Source organism: Prevotella communis (assembly GCF_022024175.1).
Taxonomy (GTDB): Bacteria; Bacteroidota; Bacteroidia; order Bacteroidales; family Bacteroidaceae; genus Prevotella; species Prevotella communis.
In genome coordinates this window covers 1481713-1505570 of the sequence record NZ_CP091794.1, presented here as the reverse complement: position 1 = coordinate 1505570, position 23858 = coordinate 1481713, and the positions used below count along the sequence as shown (strand labels likewise).

Sequence of the window (23858 nt, the reverse complement as noted above, 5' to 3'; positions counted from 1 at the left end):
AACAATATCTTTCAATCCGGACCACTCATGGTGGTTCGGATTCTTTTCGATTATCAAACTTTATACCGTGAATTTGGAGATATCAGTTTTATTTCGTACCTTTGCACACAGTATGAAACTATCTATTAAAATGAACAGAAAACAATTAATCATCACGCTGCTCTGCCTGCTGATGCCCGCTATGTGTATGGCCATCGGATGGGACGAGCAGAAGTACCGGGAGATTGAGAAGAGCATCCAGCAGCCACAGATTGGCAAGGCCACGGTGCTGATTACCAAGAATGGCGCCAAGCCTGGCAACAGCGCTGCCGACAACCAGAAGGCTATCCAGAAGGCCATTGACAAATGCTCGAAGAAAGGTGGCGGACGCGTCGTCGTTCCCGCAGGCATGACGTTCCAGACGGGTGCCATACACCTGAAGAGTCACGTGAACCTGGTTATCGAGGAAGGTGCCGTGCTGAAGTTCGTCTTCCAGCCCGAACTCTACCCCATCGTGGAGACCTCGTGGGAGGGACTGGACTGCTACAACCTGTCGCCCTGTATCTATGCCTTCCAGCAGACCGACATTGCCATCACGGGCAAGGGTACCATTGACGGTGGCGGTTCGAAGCAGACCTGGTGGCCCTGGTGCGGTGCTGAGCGCTTCGGATGGAAGCCCGGCATGATTGCGCAGAAGAACGAGGCCCGTCCACGACTGCTGAAGAATGGTGAGGATGGCGTGCCGATGACCGACGAGAAGGGTAAGCGCACGAAGGAGCGCACCTTCGGACCGAAGGACGGTCTGCGCCCACAGCTGGTCAACTTCACCCAGTGTCAGCGCATCCTCATCGAGGACGTCACCCTGCTCGACTCGCCTTTCTGGGTGATTCACCCTTTGAAATCGCAGGATATCACCGTGCGTGGCGTACATATCAACAACGACGGTCCTAACGGCGACGGATGCGACCCTGAGTCATGCGACCGCGTGATGATAGAGAACTGCTTCTTCAACACGGGCGATGACTGTATAGCCATCAAGAGCGGACGCAACCGCGACGGACGTGAGCGCGCCATGCCTTCACAGAATATCATCATCCGCAACTGTGAGATGAAGAACGGACACGGCGGCGTGGTTGTCGGTTCGGAGATCAGCGGCGGCGCGAAGAATATCTTTGCCCACGACTGCGTGATGGACTCGCCCAACCTGGACCGCGTGCTGCGAATCAAGACCAACTCGTGCAGAGGCGGCATCATCGAGGATATCTTCGTGAAAGACGTGAAGGTGGGCCAATGTGGCGAGAGTGTGCTGAAAATCAATCTGGACTACGAGCACAACGAGATTTGCTGCCGCGGCAACTATCCCACGGTGCGCAATGTGTTGATGGAGAATGTCACCTGCGAGAAGTCGCGCTACGGTGTACAGATTATCGGACTGAATGAGGACACGTTTGTCAACGATATCACCGTCAGAAACTGTCAGTTCAACGGCGTGCAACAGGGAAATACTATCACCGGCAAGACGCGCAACATCACCTTCGACAAGCTCTACGTGAACGGCAGTCTGGCGCTCAACAAGATGCCCTACGAGCACTACTCGGAATGGATGACGCGCTCGGAGATGAAGCGCTATCCGAAGTCGTACCTGCTAGATTTCTCCACCCGCCCGAAATGGAGCTACGTGATGGGCATCGAGCTGGAGAGTATGCTCGACACCTACCTGCGCTACGGCGGTCAGGACATCTTTGACTACTGCAAGCTCTACACCGACACGATGATCAACGAAAAGGGCGAGATTCGCGGATACAACATCAAGGACTATAACCTGGACAACATCCGCACAGGTCACTTCGTGACGCGCATGTACCAGCAACAGCCCGAGAAGAAAAACCTTCTGGCCATGCAGACGCTGATGAAGCAGTTGCAGGAGCAGCCCCGTACGGTGGTCGACAAGGTGTACTGGCACAAGGCTATCTACGCCTATCAGGTGTGGCTCGACGGTATCTTCATGGGACTGCCCTACCGCTGTCTCACGGCTCCCATCACGGAAAAAAATGCCAAGACTGTGACGAGCATCTATGACGATGCTGTGGACCAGCTTATCATCACATATAACCGCACACTCGACCCCAAGACCGGTCTGAACCGTCATGCCTATGATGAGAACAGAAACATGTTCTGGGCCGACAAGGAAACGGGGCTGAGTCAGCATTGCTGGGGACGCGCGCAGGGATGGTACACGATGGCACTCATCGAGGTGCTGGATGCCGTGCCGGCCAACTATCAGCGCCGCGGCGAGATCATTGAACTGCTGCAGAAGGATTTTGATGCCATCCTGAAATGGCAGGACAAGAAATCGGGCGTGTGGTATCAGGTAATGGATGCGCCTGCCCGTGAGGGTAACTATCTGGAGAGCACCTGCTCGGCTATGTTTACCTACGCCCTCCTGAAGGCTTATCGCAAGGGCTACGTAGGCACCAAATATCGCGATGCGGGCATCAAGGCCTATCGCGGCATCATCAATAACTTTATCAAGGTCAACGACGACGAGACAATCTCGCTGACCAACTGCTGTTCGGTGGCAGGACTGGGTCCTGGCATCAGCGCAGAGGTGGAGGCTGCCTTGAAGCGCATCAACCCCAAGGCAAGTGCTAAGGAAAACAAACGTCGCGACGGGTCGTACAACTACTATCTCTCTGAGCAGATTCGCGACAACGACGCCAAAGGACTGGGGCCGTTTATCTGGGCCAGTCTGGAAATGGAGCAGATGGGATTCACGACCGATAACGTGATGAAACCTATCAATCGTCAGGCCGTGACGGGACGTAACAACCCCGTGATTACCAAGGCCGACCCCCTGGCATCGCTCACCGTGGGCAACGGACATTTTGCCACAACGGTGGACGTGACGGGTCTGCAGAGTTTCCCTTTTGATTATGAGGCTGGTGTGCCCCTGACGGCCATGTCCGACTGGGGATGGCACTCTTTTCCTAACACCAGCCTCCTGAAGCCCTCAGATAGCGAGAAAGAATTCGATTTGGGGCATAGTCACAAGGAGGTCTATGCCGTAGAATACAAGAAGGCAGAGGATGGTCGCCACAAGCAGGCCACCGAGTATTTCCGCGTGAACCCTCATCGTCTGAACCTGGGCATCATCGGCCTCGACATGAAGGACGGCAACGGCAAGGAGATTTCGCTAAACGATCTGTCGGACATCCGCCAGGAGCTGAAGCTCTACGATGGTGTCATAGAGTCGGCTTTCCGCGCCGGCAATGAGCCCGTGGAGGTGACCACAGCTGCCCTGCAGGACAAGGATGCCGTGATTTACCGCATCAAGTCGGCCATGCTGAAAGACGGGCGTGCCAGGATCCGTATCCGTCTGCCCTATCCCACCGGCAAGCATGCCGATGCTGCTGCCGACCTCACAAAACCAGAGCGTCACCAGTCGCGCATCATCCTCAGCGACGCTCATGCAGCCATCATTGAGCACACGCTCGACTCTGTGCGCTATTACCTGAAGCTCAACTGGGCTGGCAAGGGTGAACTCGTACGTATGGCCGAACACGACTATGCGCTGACCACAACTGATGATGTGCTTACAATCAAAGCGGAATATCTGGCCAACATCACAGCCAAGAAAGACAAATCGGAGAATTACATCCCAGAGCCCGTCATCGTCTATGACCAAGAACTCAAGAGTGTGATCAAGGCATGGAACCGCTGGTGGAACGAGGGGGCTATCGTGGATTTCTCGGAATGCAGCGACCCTCGTGCTAAGGAGCTGGAGCGTCGTGTGGTGCTCTCGCAATATCTCACGCAGGTGAACTGTGCCAACAATATGCCACCTCAGGAGACGGGGCTGACCTACAACTCGTGGTTCGGACGTCCGCATCTGGAGATGACGTGGTGGCACATGGTGGACTTCTCGCTATGGAGTCGGCCTGAGGTGGTGGAAAACGTACTGAAATGGTACAACACTACGGCCTATCCCGTAGCCAAGAAGATTGCCGAGCGTCAGGGATTCAAGGGTATCCGATGGATGAAGATGACCGACCCCTGGGCTGGTGAGGCACCGTCTAACACGGGGTCGTTCCTGATCTGGCAACAGCCACATTATATATATATGGCTGAGGAGATGTATCGCGCCAATCCCAGTCAGGAGACGCTGATAAAATATAGCAAGCAGGTGGAGGAAACAGCTGCATTCATGGCCGATTTCGTCAGTCGTGATGCCAAGACCAGGAAGTACTTTCTGCAAGGGGCTACGGCCATGCAGGAGAGCATGTCGAAGGATTTCTCCTATAACCATCCCTTCGAACTGGCTTATTGGCAGTACGGCCTCAGCGTGGCCAACCTGTGGCGTGAGCGTCAGGGCATAGAGCGCAACAAGCAATGGGATGATATCATCAGGCGCCTGACAGCCCTGCCCGTTCAGAAAGGTATCTACACGGCTGGCCTGCCCAAGGGCAAGACGGATAACCTGACAAGTTTCGACCCCTTCGATGCGGTGGCCAGTGGTGCCAAGCCAACCGTTGCCACAGAGACCTTCACAGAGAAATGCCGCAACGACCATCCGGCCGTGCTGGGTGCCTGCGGCATGTTGCCCGTATCCGACGTTAATCCTCTCTATTCAGAGAAGGTGATGAAAGCCACACTCGATGACGTGATGCAGAACTGGAACTGGGCTACGACCTGGGGATGGGACTACGGTATGGTGGCCATGACTGCTGCCCGCCTAGGTCAGCCCGAGACGGCCCTGAAGGCGCTGCTCATCGATACACAGAAGAATACATACCTGAAGAACGGGCACAACTTCCAGACGGCAGACCGTCTACGTCTCTACCTGCCTGGCAACGGTGCCCTGCTCTCGGCTGTCGCCATGATGTGTGCCGGATGGGACGGATGCGAGAACCCGTTCAATCCAGGTTTCCCGCAAGACGGCACATGGAATGTACGCTGGGAGAACCTGCAGCGCATGCAGTAAGATACCAGGAATGGGATAAAAAAACAGACAAGAAAAAGCGACGGGGAAACTTAATCCCCGTCGCTTTTTTCTTCGCCCTGCAGTATGGGTAGCGATATATGGTAGCGCACGGCAAGAAAACGTATCAGGCACGTCACCACGAAACTCACCACAGCCGTGATTCCCACAGGCACGCCTAGTTCGATACCGCCCCAATAGGCCAGGCCACCGACGACGCAGGCCATCGCATAGATTTCCTTGTGGAAGATGACGGGTTCATTGTTCAGTAGCACATCACGAATCACACCTCCGGCAGCACCCGTGATACAACCCATGATGATAGCCACCCAGAAGGCCTGTCCGGCATCAAGACTACGCTGGATACCGGCTATCGTGAAGAGGGCCAGTCCAAAGGTATCAAACACGAACCACGCATTCTTCAACGGTTCCATCCACTTGCTCAAAAAAGCCACGGTGAGCAATGCCACCGCCGTACATATCATATAAATAGGTGTGGTCATCCAGAAGATGGGTACGTCGAGTATCACATCACGTATCGTACCGCCACCAATAGCAACGGCAATACCACACACATAACCACCGAACCAGTCGAAGTGCTTGGCTGCGGCATGACGAATTCCTGAGATAGCAAAGGCAAATGTACCCAGTAACTCAATGACTTTTATAATGATATCCTGGTTCATCATATTGAAATTTGACTACAAAGGTACAATTTTTCTCTATTTTTTTTCTTCATTTTTATTTTTTTATTATATTTGCACCGAAAATCAGAACAAAAACCTGACCTTTATTCTATGAAGCAAGGTTTAAAACTAAAAAACTACTGGCTGCTAGCCCTTATTACATGTACACTCCTCATGGCGTGCAGTAGCGATGATGACGAGATGATGCAACCGTCACCATTGGCTACCCATTTGGGCTATGACAGGCAGAATCCGCTTATCTTCAGTATCGATGCCGACTATGCCCCACTGGAATTTGTGGACGAGAACGGCACGCCACAAGGTTTTGACGTAGAGTTCACGGGCTTGCTGATGAAGCGTCTGGGCATTCCCTTTACATACCATCCCAATTCGTGGAAGAACGTAGCACCAGATATCATTCATGGTAATGTAGACCTCGGCATGATGATCTACTCGCCCTATCGCAAGGACAGCACCAACTACTCACGTGCCGTGTTCCGTCTCTATTATCAGGTGGTGTACCCGAAGAAAAGTGACGATGAGCGTTTTGACTTCCGCAACCTGGAGGGAAAGCGTATTGCCTACATGAACTCACGTCCCGTAGGTGAACTGCTGACCAGCGAGGGTGCGGTGAAGTTTAGCGTGACCAATCTGGACCAGGCTATGTGCGACCTGGTAAAGGGTAAGTATGACGCGGTTATCTGCTACCGCTATCAGGCACGTTATCTCATAGACCTTCATCATTTTGACAACCTGCTTACTGACGACATCTCATTGCCTCCACGCGAATATTGCTACGTGAGCCATAGCAAGCAACTGATCCACTTCATAGACCGCGAACTGCTGAAGATGGAGATGGAAGGTGTGACGGATGAGGTATATACCATCAAGTCTACCTTTGGCGGTATCCGTATCCCTTCGTGGGTATGGTATCTGTTGGGCGGCATTGCCATTCTGGCTCTGATCATCATCAACGTCATCTACAGCATGTCGCGCAAACAGTTGGAAAAGGCCAACATCGTGCTCGAGAAGGGTAACCAGGAATTGAAGCAACGCAACGAGGAACTGGTCATCGCACGTGAGAAAGCTCTAGAGTCAGACCGTATGAAGTCGGCATTCATCCAGAATATGACACACCAGATACGTACACCACTCAATATCGTGACGGGATTTGCACAGGTTATCAACAATGACTATGAGACGCTGCCAAAGGACGAGATAAAGATGATGGTAGGACAGATGATGAAGAATACTGACGTCATCACGGCTATCATCACCAAACTCATTGACCTCTCTATCCAGGAGAGCCGACACAGTATTGAGAAGCAAGACTTTGTATCGTGCAACAACCTCTGCCGTGAAGCGATTCGCAGGATCAGCTTCACACACCAGGATACGGTAAAGGTAGACGTGGAGACAACTGTGCCCGACTCGCTGCTCATCCTCACCGATAAGATAGTTATACTGAAGGTGCTGCATGAGTTGCTCTCTAACGCCGATCAGTTCACTCCAAGCGGCAGCATCACATTGGGTTGCTATCAGCCGGATGAGGCAACGGTTTGTTTCAGCGTCACGGACACGGGACAAGGTATCCCTGAAGAGTACAGGCCAAAAGTATTCACGAAATTCTTCAAGCCCAATGAATTCTCAGAAGGTCTGGGCCTTGGTCTGACGCTCTGCCAGACGGCTGTAGAACAGATGGGTGGCAACATACGGTTAGACGAAACATACACCACGGGTGCACGTTTCATCATCACGCTGCCTTTGAAATAAGAAAAAGCTATGGGTTATTCCTCAAAGCGTTTACCCCAATAGTTCACCATGCGCTGGTAGAGCTTTTCCTCGGCAGGATTATGCTGTCCGTGCCACAGACGCTTATCAACCAGTTCGTCAGGCATATACTGCTGGGGGGTAAAATGTCCGGGATAATCATGCGGATACTTATACCCATCGTGATAGCCCAGTTCTTTCATCAACTGCGTAGGCGCATTGCGGATAGGCAGGGGAACAGGTTGGTTGCCCGTCTCACGCACCAATGCCAGGGCAGCATCAATACCCAGATAGGCCGAGTTGCTCTTGGGCGACGTAGCCAGATAGACAGCACACTCAGCCAGGGCAATCCGGGCCTCGGGCCATCCAATCTTCATCACCGTATCGAAAGCGGCATTAGCCAACAGCAGGGCATTAGGGTTAGCCAGACCAATATCCTCGGAAGCCGAAATCACCATTCGCCGTGCAATAAACTGCGGATCCTCACCACCTTCTATCATACGGGCCATCCAATAGAGGGCTGCATCGGGGTCGCTACCCCGGATACTCTTGATAAAAGCAGAGATGATATCGTAGTGCATCTCACCATCCTTGTCGTATGCCAGCGGATTCTGTTGAAGGCGGGACACTACGAGTTCGTCAGTAACAACGACATCACCACTCTCCGACTCTACCACCAGCTCCAGGATGTTCAGCAGTTTACGCGCATCACCACCACTATAGCGCAGCAATGCATCGGTCTCCTTCAGTTCTATATGGCGCTCCTTCAGGATGAGGTCCTTCGTGATGGCACGTTCCAGCAATTTAAGCAGGTCATCCTTTTCCAGCGACTTCAGTACATACAGCTGGCAACGTGACAGCAACGGACGTATCACCTCAAACGAGGGGTTCTCCGTTGTAGCGCCTATCAGCGTCACGATGCCCCGCTCCACAGCGCCCAACAGGGAATCCTGCTGCGACTTTGAGAAACGATGAATCTCGTCTATAAATAAAATAGGTGACGCCTCGTTGAAGAAACGTCCCTTTTGCGCCTTCTCTATCACGTCGCGCACATCCTTCACACCACTGGTCACGGCCGAGAGCGTATAAAAGGGCGTCTCTAACTTATTTGCAATAATCTGGGCCAGCGTCGTCTTTCCTACCCCCGGAGGTCCCCAAAGGATAAATGACGAGATGCGCCCCGAGTCTATCATTCGTCGGAGCACAGCCCCCTCGCCTACCAGGTGTTGCTGACCAATATAGTCATCCAGCGAGCGCGGCCTGAGTCTTTCTGCTAAAGGTTCTGACATAATCTGTTTGCAAAATTACGAAAAAAGGAGCGAACCGCAAAGGATTATCACGCTTTTATTTTTTACTTTTTTTTCGACAAATTCCTTGTATATCGATTTTTTATTGTATCTTTGCGGTGTGAAACTAGAAAAACAAGAAAATAAAGAAGTATGGAACAGCAAGCAGAGAAGAAAGCGCTGACACTGAAGACGCTAACGAAAAGCACAGTGTGGGACATCCAGGAGAATGATATCTTCCGTATGTGGGAAGGTGCCGACAAGGATGTAGAGGTTAAGGAAAACTATCGTCATTTCGTAGATATTATCCGCTCGGCCTTCATGATTGAGGAAGTGCCTGGCGACTCAAAACTCATACAGGCAAAATATGAGAAGCTGGGATACAAGGTAGCACAGGTAAAACTGGATGGTGACCAGAAAATCACATGGGCCATCAAGAAGCGCCCCATCATGCGCGTCACAGACCTGACCTACGAGAATATCCGTCATATCACGGCTGCTAAGCTTATTGAGGTGCTGGACCGTAACTTCGGTGGCGGATGGGATTCTCTGTCACAGAGCATCAAGGACATCATTGAGAGTGGCTTTGACATCTCTACAACCACGCTGCCCAAAGACCGTCTGCACAAGAAGGGCGGATTGTACGAGAAAAAGGTAGCCGATGGTTTTGAGGTGCTGGAAGTAGCAAAGGGTTCCTGGATAGAGGCCATCTTTGCGAAGGTGAAGCCCGAGAGCGAGAAGCCACGCATGAAGTTCAACTCATTCAGCAGCGATGAGGATGAGGACGACGATGCAGATGTAATCATTGAGGACAACTACAACAAGCCCGATGAGGACGATGTGGAGATTGAGGGTCCCAACGATGATGATATCACAGAGGACAACTACTCAACGATGATGGACTTAGGAAGCGGTGATCCTGATGAGGAAGCCGAGAACTTGTCTGACTACGGAGACGAGTAATCCCTGACAGAATAAGCAGAAAAATAAATTAGCCATCTTCAAATGAAGGTGGCTAATTCATTATAGATACGTTGTACGGGAAGTCCCATCACATTGAAATAACTGCCGTGGATACTGGTAACACCCACATAGCCTATCCACTCCTGAATACCATAGGCACCGGCTTTATCATAGGGCTTATACACCTCAATATAATGGTTGATTTCCTCGTCAGTAAGCGTTTTAAAGGTCACATCGGTAGTCACAGAGAAATGATGCTGACGAGTCTTGGTGGTCAGACAGACGCCCGTTGTCACCTGATGCGTGACGCCACTGAGTTTCTTCAGCATCCTGCGGGCATCATCGGCATCCACAGGTTTTCCCATCACTTCATCACATGCGATGACCACGGTATCGGCAGTAATAATCAAATCGTGATCAGCCATCAGCTCACGATAAGCGGCGGCCTTCTCCGTGGAGATATACTCTGCTATCTGACTAACAGGCAGGTCGTCAGGATAAGACTCTTCGATATCAGGCAGCACCTTTACTTCGAAAGGAATCCCCAACCCTCCCAGTAACTCCCGTCTACGTGGCGAATTACTGGCCAGAATGATATGATAATTCTTCAGATTCTCAAACATTACCATCCAAACGCTTTTTCGTCCTTCAACCATTTTCCCTGGGCACGCAGCACCTGCTCTACCACATCACGGCCACAACCGTAGCCTCCATCACGCTGACTCACATAGAGGCTCACATCCTTGACCTCCGTACAGGCATCCTTAGGACAAACCGGGCAGCCTACACGGCGCATGACTTCCAGATCGGGGATATCATCACCCATATACATCACCTCTTCCTCCTTCAGATGGTATTTCTCAAGGAAAGCCTCGTAGGTCTTGATCTTTACAGAGCATCCCACATAGATATCCTGCACGCCAAGTGCCTCATAGCGCACTCGCACAGACTCCACATTGGCACCAGTCATAATGGCGATATGAAGTCCCATCTTCGCAGCCAACTGAATGGCATAGCCATCCTTGATGTTCACCGTACGGAGCGGCCATCCATCGGCGCCCAACGTGATTGTCTCTGCCGATAACACACCGTCAATATCAAATATCACGGCACGTATCTTTTTTAAATCGTAATTAATCATTAGAATTCAATGTTTCAATAATGCTTTTACTCATGATATCATATATCTGCTGCATCTGAGGATTGTCGGCAAGAAGGGCTTTCTGGGCGTCCATCACATTTTCATCACGACGCGCAGCTGGTCCAGTCTGAGCCTCACGCGGGTGAACAGTCTCCACCTTCTCTGCAGTCTCTCTTATCAACGGAAGCATAGACTCGAAAGGAAGTCCGTGGGCCTCCAGGATCTGAGCGGAAAGGGCATAGCAATGATTGGCAAAATTGCAGGCGAAAACTGCAGCCAGATGCAGATAGCGGCGCTCAGAACTTGAAAGTTCGTGCACATTGGCACTCAGCGTCTCGGCAACTTTCCGGGCCAAATCCAATGTACCGGCATCACGACCTTCAATAAATATATGTACGCGCGAAAAATCGACAGCCTTTTCCTTTGAGAATGTCTGCATAGGATAAAACACGCCACAATGCTGGTGTTCACCAAAGACACTCATGGGAATAGAACCGGCTGTATGAAGAAAAACCTGCTGTTCCCTACCCTTCCTGAGTTCAGAGATGACATCCTTTAAGACGGAATCCTTCACAGACAGGATAAAGACATCGGCCTTTTCAGGCAAGGCATCAATACGATTCGACGGTGTCGCATGAACCTCGCCTGCCAATGCTTCTGCAGAGGTAATTGTGCGACTGTAAACAGCCGTAATACGGTGTCCACCGGCATACAACGCCTTGGCAAGATGTGTTGCCACACGACCAGCCCCTACAAATACGATTTCCATCAGAACTTGTCAATATGTACGTTTTCCCACTTCAGTTTATCCTCATTCTGGGGCTGACGCTCATCGGCCTTATGACCAAAGGCTATGACGCACAATACGTTATAATTCTCGGGAATATCAAGGATACCACGAATCACGGTATCTGCACTTGTGCCGTCACTCAGTCCACGACCACGCATCTGCACCCAACAAGAACCAAGTCCCAGTTCCTCTGCCTGATACTGCATAGAGATGGCTGCAATAGAACCATCCTCTACCCAACAATCGTTCTGCATAGGGTCACCCAGCACAACGATAGCCAGCGAGGCTCCTTTTATAAGTTGTCCACCCATATCCTTAGCGTCAGACAGCTTTTCAAGGTCAGTCTTATTGTCAACTACCACAAATTGCCAGGCACGCTGTCCTTTTGAAGTGGGCGACATCAAGGCGGCACGGAGAATCAATTTCACGTCATCGCCATCAATTTCCTGTTCGGTAAACTTGCGATGCGAACGGCGCATCTGCGCCAGAGTCTTAAAGTCAGTCATAGTCTATTTCTATATATTTTTCATGCAAAGGTAATAATTTCCCACAAAAACGCACGCTTTTTAAGAAAGATTTTGTATTTTTGCGCCCGATGAGCGAGCTAACCATTAACATCTACACAAACCCAAGTCATCTGCCAAAGGGACTGCATGAAGAAAACATCTTTCATAGCAGACAGTATTTCCTGTTGGCAAAGAACACACCCCGGCTGAAGCCTTACATGGTAACTGTCGAGACTGGGGATCATGTGATTATTGCCCAGATGTTAGCATTGATTCGCTATCGTGCCTCATGGATTCCTCCTTATTTATATCGCCACTGCATGATACTTGGTGAAGGGGTATACGATTCTGACTATGCCGAACAGCGAGCAGAACTCTTTGGTATGATGCTGGAACAACTCACGGCTAAGATTGGCAGATGGACGCTGTATATTGAGGTGAGCCACCTGAGCAGTAAGATGTTTGCCTATAAACAGTTACGCGAACGCCATTTCTTCCCGGTACGCTGGAACAGCATACACAACTCCCTGCATTCACGAACGCCAGAGGAACGTATCAACGACCGCTTACTGCGTCATATCAAGTCTTCCTATGAACGAGGTGTCATCACCGACGAGGTAAAATCTGAGGAGGATTTCATCTCATTCATGAAACTCATGAGACGACATAACAGACTGAAGCCCAAGCGATATATCCCTGCCGATGAGTTTTTCCGGGGATTACACGAAAGCGAAAACGGATGTTTGTATGTCACCCGTTATCACGGACACATTATCGGTTGTTCTGCTTTAGTCTATAGTGAGAACCAGGCTTATCTATGGTATGCGGCTTACAGACGTAAGACTTTTGCATTCCTTCACCCTGCCGACATCACCATCTGGCATGCCATCAAGGATTCCTACTCCAAAGGCTATGAGCATATCTATTTCATGGATGTAGGACTGCCTTTCCGCAAGAATGCCTTTCGCGAATTCCTGCTCCGTTTCGGAGGAAAGCCCGCCAGCAGCTACCGATGGTTCCATTGCACTATTGGGTGGATTAACAGTCTGCTTTCATGGTTTTATCGCGACTAAAAATAATAAAAGCATAATTCCTGCGTTATTATTTTTGATGAAACAATTCACCAAACGATTCATGCTTTTGTCTGTCATCATCATGACAGGCTTATGTGCTATGGCCCAGTCGTTCACCTTAAAGGGAAAAGTAACCGACGAGGATGGAAACGCCCTGGAGCTGGCAACTGTGTCATGTGTAGAACAAGCTACGATGACGATGACGAACCTGAAAGGTGAATTCCAGGTAAAATTACAATCGGCCGATTCTGTTGTGGTGAAATTCTCAATGATTGGCTATAAACCTCGCATCCGCGTCCTGCGTAACCCCAAAACCACGCAGACACTCCTCATACAACTGCACGGACTGGATGAACTCAACGAGGTGGTGATTACACAAAAACGCCGACAGACAGAGCAGATGGAACAACTGGACATCAAGGATATCCAGGCAATGCCATCAACCACAGGCAATGCTGTAGAGGAACTAATACAACAACAGGCAGGCGTATCTACTCATAACGAATTATCTAGCCAATACAACGTGCGCGGTGGCTCATTTGATGAGAACTCTGTTTATATCAATAATGTAGAAGTATACCGTCCACTACTCATCCGGAGCGGGCAGCAGGAAGGTCTTTCTGTCATCAATCCCGATATGGTTGAGAAGATTGGATTCTCAAGTGGTGGCTTTTCTGCAAAATACGGCGACAAGATGTCCAGCGCACTCGATATCACTTATAAACGCCCTAAAGCTTTCGAGGCCTCGACAACGGCATCACTACTTGGTGGAAGCGGCTATGTGGGTATGAGCAACAAGAAATTTTCCATGAGCCACGGTCTGCGCTACAAAACCAACCGATACCTGTTGGGCTCTTTGGAAACCACTGGAGAATATCGTCCGAACCAACTTGATTATCAGACGTATATCACCTATACCCCCAATCGCAGTTGGACATTGGAGTTATTAGGAAATATCTCCGAAAACCATTACGACTTCAAGCCTAAAGACCGCGAGACGTCTTTCGGAACAATGGAAGATGTAAAATCATTCAAAGTATATTTCGATGGTCAGGAGAAAGATATCTTCCGCACGATTTTCGGTACGGCAGGTATCACTCGCCACCTGGGTGATTCTACACATATCAAGTTACTTTGGTCTGCATTTCACACCAAAGAACAGGAATGCTATGATATCCAAGGACAATACTGGCTGAACGATGCACAGAGCAGCGATCAGCTTGGCGTTGGCACTTATGCTGAACATGCACGTAACTACCTCACAGCCAACGTGCAGAGCTTAAAGTTGATATATAACCGCCGTTTCCGTCAGCATGACGTGGAAGCTGGTCTGACATACAAATGGGAACATATCAAGGAGCAGAGTCGTGAATACGAAATGCGCGACTCCAGCGGGTATTCCATTCCTCACACCGCCAATCGTCTGGATATGATTTACACGCTCTCATCAAAAAACGATATCAAGTCCACCCGTACAGAGGGATATATTCAGGACATCCTTCGTTGGCATCGTAATGACACGCATTACACGCTGAACTATGGTGTCAGATTCACCCATTGGTCCTACAATAAAGAGACGCTGTTATCCCCCCGAGTCTCACTGGCTATCGTGCCGGCTTTCAATCAGGACCTGACTTATCGTTTTGCTGCAGGCCTCTACTATCAGGCTCCATTCTATAAAGAGATGCGCGACACGACAACCACAGCAGGCATTACAGTTGTCAAGCTCAACAAAAATATCAAGAGCCAACGCTCCCTACAGTTTTTTGCAGCCATGGACTACCGTTTCCACATGAACGAGCGTCCATTCAAGTTCACAGCAGAGGCCTATTACAAGGCATTGTCAAACCTGATTCCCTACAACGTACAAAACGTAAAAATCACCTATTACGGTGAGAATCTCTGTTCTGGCTATGCTGCAGGTCTCGACTTCAAGCTCTACGGTGAATTTGTACCAGGTACAGACTCTTGGATATCACTCTCATTGATGCGCACCCAACAGAAGATGAATGGGCATTGGATATCGATGCCTACTGATCAACGCTATGCACTAAACCTGCATTTCACAGATTATTTCCCTGGCACGGAGCGATGGAAAATGACGCTCAAGCTAGCCTATGCTGATGGCCTACCCTTTGGTGCACCCCACAGAGGACTGGAGGGTCAGAACTTCCGTGCGCCAGCCTACAAGCGTGCAGATATTGGTATGAGCTATCTGGCTTATGATTCCAAAAACACGACAAACAAATCCTTCTTAAAAAATATTTGGTTAGGCATTGATTGCCTTAATCTCTTCGGCATTTCCAACGTTAACAGCTACTATTGGGTAACTGATGTCACCAATAGGCAATGGGCTGTGCCTAACTATTTAACAGGTAGACAAATAAACGGAAAAATCATCGTCAACTTCTAATACTGTTAATTTTTTATAAATTAAGCACAAAAACACACCGTTTGTCGAACAATTTACTACCTTTGCAGCATATAATCATTAAAAATATAGATTTATTCGGCAAATAATTTTACACCAATATGAAAAAGCTACATTTAGTCCTAATGACAGCCGCATCTTTGCTGTTTGTCAATTGTATGAATCATGATGACGACATGAACGTCAACATTCCTCTTGACAAGAATGCCGTCTCTGAGAATGCGAAAGAGTTATTTGGTGAAATTGACCCCAGCCAGGACTGGAGTTCAATTACCCAGGGTTCTATCATCGTTACAGCCGATGCTGATCTGAAAGACATTGAGAAGGTGCAGATCCTGACTGAGTCACCTTTCAGCAACAGCAATGCTTTTGTATTAAACGAGGCAAACGTCAGCAAGGGACAGAAAGTTAAACTTGTTTACGACGCACCAAACGTTTATGACACATTGTTTGCCGCATGCATTAGCAAAGACAAAACCTATTATGTCAAGGTATTCTCTGTTAACGATAGTGAGGTTAGTTTTACTGAACCTGCTAACGCACGCATGAACAGAGCAAGTGAAGCTACAAACGGATTCCCCGCTGCCAGTGCTATTATATTGGGACAGCCCAAAAAATCATTCAATGCCCTTCGCGCAGAAGCATCAAAAGAAAACAACGGCTACTTCACAGCATATGAGAAGGATAATTATAGCGGCAACAATTGGAAATACACAGAGTGGAACAACGACTCATGGTTGAACGATTATCTTTGGGCACCTGTTGATGCAGCCACAAGCAACGGTTGGACCATTAAGGATGGTAATATCTACAGAAATAATACCAACCCAGAAGATCTGACCACCATCCAGTGGCTGGTTAGATATTACCTCCCCAAAAAAGACACAAACAATAATAAGCTCAACAACTGGAAGAGTATTATTGAAGGAACCAACTATTTCAAAGAGTATAAAAACCACTTCGTCAGCGATGGTAATCCTCTGACAATTGTTCCCCTCCAGATGAACACCACAGAAGGTCACTACAATGCCATCTATTATTACTATTTCAAGCCAGAAGAACTGGTTGGAAAGACTGACGAGCAGTTGGCTGAGTTTATCAAAAAATTGCCAAAGTTCAAAGCTATTAATGGTTACAAAGGTGACAACGGAGCCTATCATAATGACAAGGAGTACCTCCTTCCCTATTATGGAGACGGTGCCATTGAAGGTGGCAATAAAGCTATCGAGAGTCTTAGTATCCCTAAGGGCCATCTGATTGGTTTCATGAATCAAAAGGCAAAAGACGAGTCCATCAACCTGGCAATCAATGGTTGCACCTACGGTTTCGGTCCTCTGAACAAGGAAAACAACCACCTCATTGGTCACTATTTCTCAGCTATCGATAAAACTGTAAGTCAGCAGGCAACTAAGGTATGGACTAACAATGGCCAAGAGCAGACATCAACCTCGGCTTATTATGGTCTTGCAACCGATGGTATGACCTGGGAAAGCCCCCGCATTGGTATTTTCAGTGCCAACAAGAAAACCTTCCTGTGCTTCGAAGATGGTTCTGACTGTAATTTCAGCGACATGATTCTTGAGATTAATAGTGGTGTTGAACTCAATTATGATCCTATCGAACCACAAGCTGCCTCATATGTCATGTGCTTCGAGGATGAGCCTGAGACAGCTGACTACGACATGAATGACGTTGTTCTCCGCGGTATCCGTCTCAACGATGAGCAGATAGAAATCACCCTGATTGCTTGCGGTGCAAATGACGAATTGGATATCAAAGGTCTGCAGAACACACAGCGTTTAGGCAAGAAAGAAGTGCACAAGTTCTTCGGTGTAACCCCAGGTGAAGCATTCATTAATACCGTGAAGGGCGAAAAATATTTCACCCCAGTTTCTGAGGTATTTAATATCGACAAGAACATCAGCGTCGAGGATTTCCTGAAGACAGTTTCTATCTATAACAGAAAAACAGGAAAGACCATCTCTATGCCTAAGGACGGTGAGCCTCCATATGCAATCATTGTTCCTCTGAACTTCCGCTATCCCGTAGAGAGATGTAGCATCATCAGCGCATATCCAGATTTTGTAAAATGGGCGCAGAACCGCAACGAGGCTACAGACTGGTATCTGAATGGTGTTGAGAACCGTCTCTATCCTGATATGTTCAGCACAGCAGAATAATTATTATAGAAATATACCTCTTTAAGAGATTATTGCCGGGTTTCTGGCAATAATCTCTTTTTTCTTATAAAAAAGCCAAAAAAGGTAAGGCAATCTCACATATCTTTTGTACCTTTGCACCACATTTAAGTTTAAACTTTATAAAGTATGAAGATTTCACACATTGAGCATCTGGGCATTGCTGTCCAGAGCATCGAAGAAAGCCTGCCATTCTTTACGGATGTGCTGGGCTTGGAGTGTTACGCTACAGAAGTTGTAGAAGACCAGAAAGTGAAAACTGCCTTCTTAAAGTGTGGCGAGGTGAAACTTGAACTATTGGAGCCCACAAGCCCCGAAAGCACTATTCAAAAGTGGCTTGACAAAGGCAACAAAGGTGTCCATCATGTGGCTTTCTGCATTGAGGATGGCGTAGCAAACTCATTGGCTGAAGTCAGCGAAAAGGGCGTTCGTCTTATTGACGAGAAGCCCCGTAAAGGTGCTGAAGGTTTGAATATCGCATTCCTTCACCCAAAGAGCACCTGCGGTATATTGACAGAACTCTGTGAACATCCGGAATAAATATTGTAACATCGTAATAACGAAATAACGTAACAACGAAATGTCAAAACAATTAGAAAAAATCAAGCAACTCATCGAGAAGCGCGAACAGGCCCGTCTCGGTGGTGGTGAAAAAGCGATTCAGAAACAGCACGAGCGTGGTAAATACACAGCCCGCGAGCGCATAGAGATGCTCCTCGATGAAGGTTCTTTCGAGGAATACGACATGTTCAAGGAGCACCGTTGCCACAATTTCGGCATGGAGAAGAAACAGTTCCTTGGCGATGGTGTAGTAGCAGGTAGTGGTACAATTGATGGCCGTCTGGTCTTCGTATTTGCCCAGGATTTCACCGTTCATGCAGGTTCTCTTAGTGAGACCATGAGCCAGAAGATCTGTAAGGTAATGGATATGGCCATGAAGATGGGTGCCCCTGTTATCGGCATCAACGACTCAGGTGGTGCACGTATTCAGGAAGGTATAAACTCTTTGGCTGGTTTCGCAGAGATTTTCGAGCGTAACATTCTGGCCTCTGGTGTTATTCCCCAGATTAGCGGTATCTTTGGTCCTTGCGCAGGTGGTTCTGTTTACAGCCCTGCCCTGACAGACTTCACCCTGATGATGGAAGGCACCTCATACATGTTCCTCACTGGTCCTAAGGTTGTAAAGACCGTTACCGGTGAAGATATTGACCAGGAGCATCTGGGTGGTGCCAGCGTTCACGCTACCAAGTCTGGTGTAACCCACTTCACAGCCAAGACTGAGGAAGAGGGTATGCAGATGATCAAGACCCTGCTTTCATACATTCCTTCTAACAACATGGAGGTGGCTCCTCGCAAGAAGTGCGACGACCCCATCAATCGTATGGAGGACTCTCTGAACGAGATTATCCCTGAGAATCCCAACGAGGCTTACGACATGTATAAGGTGATCGGTGCCGTTGTCGACAATGGCGAGTTCTTCGAGGTTCAGCCTAAATTTGCCAAGAACATCATCGTTGGTTTCGCTCGTTTCAACGGTCAGAGCGTTGGTATCGTAGCCAACCAGCCTTCATGCTACGCAGGTGTTCTCGATGTAAACGCCAGCCGTAAGGGTGCCCGTTTCGTACGTTTCTGCGACGCTTTCAATATTCCTATTGTTAGTTTCGTTGACGTTCCCGGATTCTTGCCCGGTACTGGTCAGGAGTATAACGCAGTTATCCTCCACGGAGCACAGTTGCTCTATGCCTATGGCGAAGCCACAGTACCCAAGATTACTGTCACCCTGCGTAAGTCATACGGTGGTTCACACATCGTGATGGGCTCTAAGCAACTCCACACCGACCTGAACTATGCATGGCCTTCTGCAGAGATTGCCGTTATGGGTGCCAGTGGTGCTGCAGCAGTTCTCTATGCTAAGGAAGCTAAAGCCAAGAAGGAAGCTGGTGAGGATGTTAAGGCATTCATCGCTGAGAAGGAAGAAGAGTACAACGAACTCTTTGCAAATCCCTATCAGGCTGCTAAGTTCGGATACATCGATGATGTTATCGAGCCTCGCAACACCCGTTTCCGCATCTGCCGTGGCTTAGCCCAGCTCGCTACCAAGCGTGATGCCCTGCCTGCCAAGAAGCACGGAAATATTCCTATGTAAACGAGGAGTTAAGAAGTAAAAGAAATTTTAGTTATGAAGAAAAATGAAGTCTATGCTGCCATAGCAATGGCTCTTCATGAGCATCTGGGAAATAACGTCCATGATGTGGAGACCGGCATCATCACGATTGCGGAGCGCTCTACACAATGGAACGGCTATGCCCAGACAATGACAGCACGTCCCTAAATCATTAATGAAATGAAAGAATACAAGTATACTATCAACGGAACGAAATACGAGGTTGCCGTAGGCGATATTGAGGAAAACATCGTTACCGTCACCGTCAATGGCGAAGAGTATAAGGTTGAAATGGAGAAAGAAGCTGAGCCCGAGAAGAAAAAGCCCGTGCTTGGTAAGCCTGCAGCAGCTGCTGCAAGCACTTCTGACGAACCTGCAACCAATAAAGCAGCTGTAAACAAGAACAATGCCGTCAAGGCTCCCCTGCCTGGTGTTATCACAGACATCAAGGTTGCCGTAGGCGACGAAGTTCAGGTTGGCGATACTATTGTCGTACTTGAAGCCATGAAGATGGCAAATAACCTGCAGGCCGAGAAGGCTGGTAAGGTCACTGCCGTATGCGTGAAGATTGGTGAAAGTGTGATGGAAGATGACGCCTTGGTTGTTATCGAGTAAGACCCATCATTGAAATATCTAAAAAGTAAGAGGAATGGATTCGCTTCCATTCCTCTTCTTTTATAGTCCATTATTTCAATTTCGATAATAGTAATAATACCAATACGACTTTTGATAATTATCAAAGATGCGGTATCTTCGCTCAGGCTCTTTGGAATATTTTACTTTCAGCTGTTGTAGATTATTCCAGTCTTCTGCCAAGACTGCATCATGATAGACTATCAGAGGATGAGCCGTTAAATGCTGATAAAGCACCAAAGCCTCTTTGTAATGACGTGGCAGAACCACAGAATCAGACACCTCATAGTATTTAGGCAAAACACGCACAAAAGAATTCAGATCACGATTCATGAGATAGCCACACAGCCTATAGTCTGCCATTGCGGAAGTGCCTAATGTGTCACGCTCCATTCTCTCATAATAGAACTCTGAATTCACGGTCTTTGCACAACGCGCCCCCAGATGTTTCCATATAGAGTCTTCCGGCATCAACTGTGGTTTCAATTGCATGGGCAATAGCGTCTCGCTAGTTCCCTTCACAGGATAACCAAATAATCCGTCTGCCAATTTTCCTTTTTTTGACAAGGCATAGGCACGTAACATGGTGAGACGTTCATTTGTTTCCAACGAACGATTCCCTACCCTCAAGGCTTCATCCACATCATCATTCATCAGAGCTACTTCCATATGAGTGCTATAATGAAAGACGGCGTTAGTATTACCTACCAGTACAACACCCAGCATCATAACTGTCATCTGAAGTAAATTCAGCCAAAACTTCCTGGCAGAGAATACTGTACCATACTGTCCCTCATCAAGACTATACGACATTGCCTGACGTGCGAACCATACGCAAACACCCCAAATCAACAACAGGAATGGGAATACCCAAACCCAGGCACCAAAAGAAAAATGCTGGTCAATGTCCTGATTTACATCCGAGACCACGGCCAATATCAGCATTGAAGGAAAATATGTCAAGGCATACGATCTGCGTGACAGTTTCGTAAAGTTAGCAATACATCTCTGCAAGATATATAGCACTATCGTTATCAGAATAGCACCGACAGTCCTATTATAATGCGTCACACCTTGACTCAACACATGCTGGGCTATAGTTAATATATCAGTCTGAAACTCATATAGCCACAAGAATGAGAATATAAGAAAACAAACAGCACACATCACCTTGTGGGTGATGGTGCCTTGTTCTTTGTAATTATATCTGTTTCTCATTAGTTCTTCTTAAGAACTACTGCCGAACGGGCAGGTATATAAAGTTTAAGCCACTCCTTGCGGTCGTTGACATACAGAGGATCATAGTTCGTGAAATGCGTCACAGTATCGTCAGCAAAACCAAAGCCACCGAAATCTTTCGAATCAGTATTCAGCACAACGTCGTAGCTGCCGGTTGGCACAAGGAATCCGTAGTCTGTAAAAGACTGTGTGGGTGAGAAGTTAAACACGAACAGCAAGTCACCACGCATAAAGGCAAGAATCTGATCACCGTCATTGTGCCATATCTCTACCACGGGTTTATCCTGGAAGTTGCGTACACTCTTCACCACTTTTATCATCTCACGGTCAAAATCACCCAACCAGTGATAACACAAGTCCTTATTATCCACAAGACTCCACTGGCGACGCGCGTATTTGTACGACCAGCCATTTCCCTCACGTGGGAAGTCAATCCATTCCGGGTGACCAAACTCATTACCCATAAAGTTCAGGTAACCACCATTGATTGTACCCAACGTCACCAAACGGATCATTTTATGCAGAGCAATACCTCTCTCAGCCACACCATTAACATCCTTCTTGGCGAAGTGCCAATACATGTCAGCATCTATGAGACGGAAGATGATCGTCTTATCACCAACCAATGCCTGATCATGACTCTCACAATAAGATATCGTTTTCTCATCAGGACGACGGTTCTTTACTTCCCAGAAAATGCTGCTTGGTTTCCAGTTCTCATCCGGCTGTTCCTTAATGGTCTTAATCCAATAATCAGGAATATTCATAGCCATACGATAATCAAAACCATAGCCTCCATCTTCAAACCTTGCAGCCAGGCCAGGCATACCACTCACCTCTTCTGCTATCGTGATAGCATTCGGATTTACCTCATGAATCAATTTATTTGCCAATGTCAGGTAACAGATGGCATTATCATCCTCATGACCATTGAAATAATCAGGATAGCCACAGAAGGTTTCTCCCAGTCCATGGCTATAGTACAGCATAGAGGTAACTCCATCAAAACGGAAGCCATCAAACTGGTATTCCTCTAACCAGTAACGACAGTTGGAGAGCAGGAAATGCATCACCTCATCCTTACCATAATCGAAACAAAGTGAATCCCATGCTGGATGCTCATGACGATCACCGGGATAGAAGAACTGATTAGGATCTCCAGCCAGATTTCCCAGACCTTCCACCTCGTTCTTCACCGCATGAGAATGAACGATATCCATGATGACAGCAACACCATTCTTATGTGCCTCATCAATGAGTTGTTTCAACTCTTCTGGCGTACCAAAACGACTACTGGGTGCGAAGAATGAAGAAACATGATAACCGAATGACCCATAATATGGATGCTCTTGAATAGCCATCACCTGGATGCAGTTATAGCCATCCTTGATAACACGCGGTAGCACGTTCTCGCGGAACTCATTATACGATCCAACCTTCTCAGCATCCTGTCCCATACCTACATGACATTCGTAGATAAGTAACGGACTCTTCTTAGGCTTGAAGTTTTTCTTCTTGAAATCATACTTTTTGGCTGGGTTCCATACTTGGGCAGAGAAAATATTCGTTGTCTCATCCTGAACCACGCGGGTGCACCAAGCAGGAATACGCTCACCTTCACCTCCGTCCCACTTCACCTTCATTTTGTAAAGTTGTCCGTGTTTCAGGTCACGTTCACGCAATTTCAGTTCCCAGTTTCCAGTTCCGGCTATACGCTTGCACTTATATTTTTCATCTTCCTTCCAGTCATTAAAATCACCTATCAGATAGATTTCCGTGGCATTAGGGGCCCACTCACGGAACACCCACCCACGCAACTGCTTATGTAATCCAAAATAAAGATGACCAGATGCGAAGTCTTTCAACGACGTTTTACCATTGCGTGTCAACTGATTCAGTTTCCACACAGCATGCTCATGGCGTCCACGGATTGCATCTTCAAAAGGCTCTAACCATGAATCGTTCTGTACGAGGCCAATATGCTTAGGCTGCACCTCCTCTTTTTTCTTTGCTGCCATAGG

General features: G+C 48.1%; 18 protein-coding genes. 10 read left to right on the top strand and 8 right to left on the bottom strand.

Annotated features, from left to right (window positions below):
* Nucleotides 1-130 precede the first annotated feature (130 nt).
* Nucleotides 131-4960, top strand: a complete 4830-nt coding sequence (locus L6466_RS14295; protein ID WP_348535163.1) for a glycoside hydrolase family 88 protein — start codon at nucleotides 131-133, stop codon at nucleotides 4958-4960.
* A gap of 50 nt (nucleotides 4961-5010) precedes the next feature.
* On the opposite strand, the gene L6466_RS06080 is transcribed toward L6466_RS14295, so the two are convergent.
* Complete coding sequence (locus tag L6466_RS06080; RefSeq protein WP_091854102.1) at nucleotides 5011-5643, bottom strand: trimeric intracellular cation channel family protein; 633 nt, start codon at nucleotides 5641-5643, stop codon at nucleotides 5011-5013.
* A gap of 111 nt (nucleotides 5644-5754) precedes the next feature.
* Between L6466_RS06080 and L6466_RS06075 the strand changes: the two genes are divergently transcribed.
* Nucleotides 5755-7416: an ATP-binding protein gene (locus L6466_RS06075; protein WP_237803460.1), complete on the top strand. Its 1662-nt coding sequence runs from the start codon at nucleotides 5755-5757 to the stop codon at nucleotides 7414-7416.
* A gap of 14 nt (nucleotides 7417-7430) precedes the next feature.
* Here L6466_RS06075 and L6466_RS06070 read toward each other — a convergent pair whose 3' ends face one another.
* Nucleotides 7431-8702 (bottom strand): replication-associated recombination protein A, encoded by a 1272-nt coding sequence (locus L6466_RS06070; RefSeq protein ID WP_237803461.1) that lies wholly within the window; start codon nucleotides 8700-8702, stop codon nucleotides 7431-7433.
* A 150-nt stretch (nucleotides 8703-8852) separates the two neighbouring features.
* Between L6466_RS06070 and L6466_RS06065 the strand changes: the two genes are divergently transcribed.
* Nucleotides 8853-9662 (top strand): hypothetical protein, encoded by an 810-nt coding sequence (locus L6466_RS06065; protein ID WP_091819134.1) that lies wholly within the window; start codon nucleotides 8853-8855, stop codon nucleotides 9660-9662.
* A 38-nt stretch (nucleotides 9663-9700) separates the two neighbouring features.
* Here L6466_RS06065 and L6466_RS06060 read toward each other — a convergent pair whose 3' ends face one another.
* From L6466_RS06060 to L6466_RS06045, 4 genes are read right to left on the bottom strand one after another with little or no spacing between them, the layout of a single operon-like run.
* Nucleotides 9701-10285: a Maf-like protein gene (locus L6466_RS06060; RefSeq protein ID WP_091819133.1), complete on the bottom strand. Its 585-nt coding sequence runs from the start codon at nucleotides 10283-10285 to the stop codon at nucleotides 9701-9703.
* A complete protein-coding gene (locus L6466_RS06055; protein ID WP_237803462.1) occupies nucleotides 10285-10803 on the bottom strand; it encodes a KdsC family phosphatase in 519 nt (172 codons plus the stop codon). The genes L6466_RS06060 and L6466_RS06055 overlap by 1 nt, the downstream gene beginning before the upstream one ends.
* On the bottom strand, nucleotides 10796-11572 hold the full coding sequence (locus tag L6466_RS06050) for a Rossmann-like and DUF2520 domain-containing protein (RefSeq protein ID WP_091819131.1): 777 nt from the start codon (nucleotides 11570-11572) through the stop codon (nucleotides 10796-10798). Before L6466_RS06050 ends, L6466_RS06055 begins: the two co-directional genes overlap by 8 nt.
* Nucleotides 11572-12099: a nitroreductase family protein gene (locus L6466_RS06045; RefSeq protein ID WP_091819130.1), complete on the bottom strand. Its 528-nt coding sequence runs from the start codon at nucleotides 12097-12099 to the stop codon at nucleotides 11572-11574. Before L6466_RS06045 ends, L6466_RS06050 begins: the two co-directional genes overlap by 1 nt.
* Nucleotides 12100-12188: 89 nt before the next feature.
* Here L6466_RS06045 and L6466_RS06040 point away from each other — a divergent pair, with 89 nt between their 5' ends.
* From L6466_RS06040 to L6466_RS06010, 7 genes are all read left to right on the top strand, one after another.
* A complete protein-coding gene (locus L6466_RS06040) occupies nucleotides 12189-13172 on the top strand; it encodes a GNAT family N-acetyltransferase (protein WP_091819129.1) in 984 nt (327 codons plus the stop codon).
* Between the two features lie 37 nt (nucleotides 13173-13209).
* Nucleotides 13210-15585: a TonB-dependent receptor gene (locus L6466_RS06035; protein WP_237803463.1), complete on the top strand. Its 2376-nt coding sequence runs from the start codon at nucleotides 13210-13212 to the stop codon at nucleotides 15583-15585.
* Between the two features lie 119 nt (nucleotides 15586-15704).
* Nucleotides 15705-17783: a DUF4842 domain-containing protein gene (locus tag L6466_RS06030; protein ID WP_237803464.1), complete on the top strand. Its 2079-nt coding sequence runs from the start codon at nucleotides 15705-15707 to the stop codon at nucleotides 17781-17783.
* Between the two features lie 147 nt (nucleotides 17784-17930).
* Nucleotides 17931-18341, top strand: a complete 411-nt coding sequence (gene mce / locus L6466_RS06025; protein WP_091819126.1) for a methylmalonyl-CoA epimerase — start codon at nucleotides 17931-17933, stop codon at nucleotides 18339-18341.
* A 40-nt stretch (nucleotides 18342-18381) separates the two neighbouring features.
* Entirely contained in the window at nucleotides 18382-19947 is a 1566-nt protein-coding gene (locus L6466_RS06020; RefSeq protein WP_091819125.1) for an acyl-CoA carboxylase subunit beta, read from the top strand.
* Nucleotides 19948-19980: 33 nt separating this feature from the next.
* Nucleotides 19981-20133, top strand: coding sequence for a hypothetical protein (locus L6466_RS06015; protein WP_237803465.1), 153 nt, complete (start codon nucleotides 19981-19983; stop codon nucleotides 20131-20133).
* A gap of 12 nt (nucleotides 20134-20145) precedes the next feature.
* Nucleotides 20146-20580, top strand: a complete 435-nt coding sequence (locus L6466_RS06010) for a biotin/lipoyl-containing protein (RefSeq protein WP_091819124.1) — start codon at nucleotides 20146-20148, stop codon at nucleotides 20578-20580.
* Between the two features lie 75 nt (nucleotides 20581-20655).
* Here L6466_RS06010 and L6466_RS06005 read toward each other — a convergent pair whose 3' ends face one another.
* The gene (locus L6466_RS06005; protein ID WP_237803466.1) at nucleotides 20656-21816 is read right to left on the bottom strand and encodes a DUF6057 family protein; all 1161 of its coding nucleotides are present in this window, start codon (nucleotides 21814-21816) and stop codon (nucleotides 20656-20658) included.
* Nucleotides 21816-23855, bottom strand: a complete 2040-nt coding sequence (locus L6466_RS06000; RefSeq protein WP_237803467.1) for an alpha amylase C-terminal domain-containing protein — start codon at nucleotides 23853-23855, stop codon at nucleotides 21816-21818. The genes L6466_RS06005 and L6466_RS06000 overlap by 1 nt, the downstream gene beginning before the upstream one ends.
* Nucleotides 23856-23858: the final 3 nt, after the last annotated feature.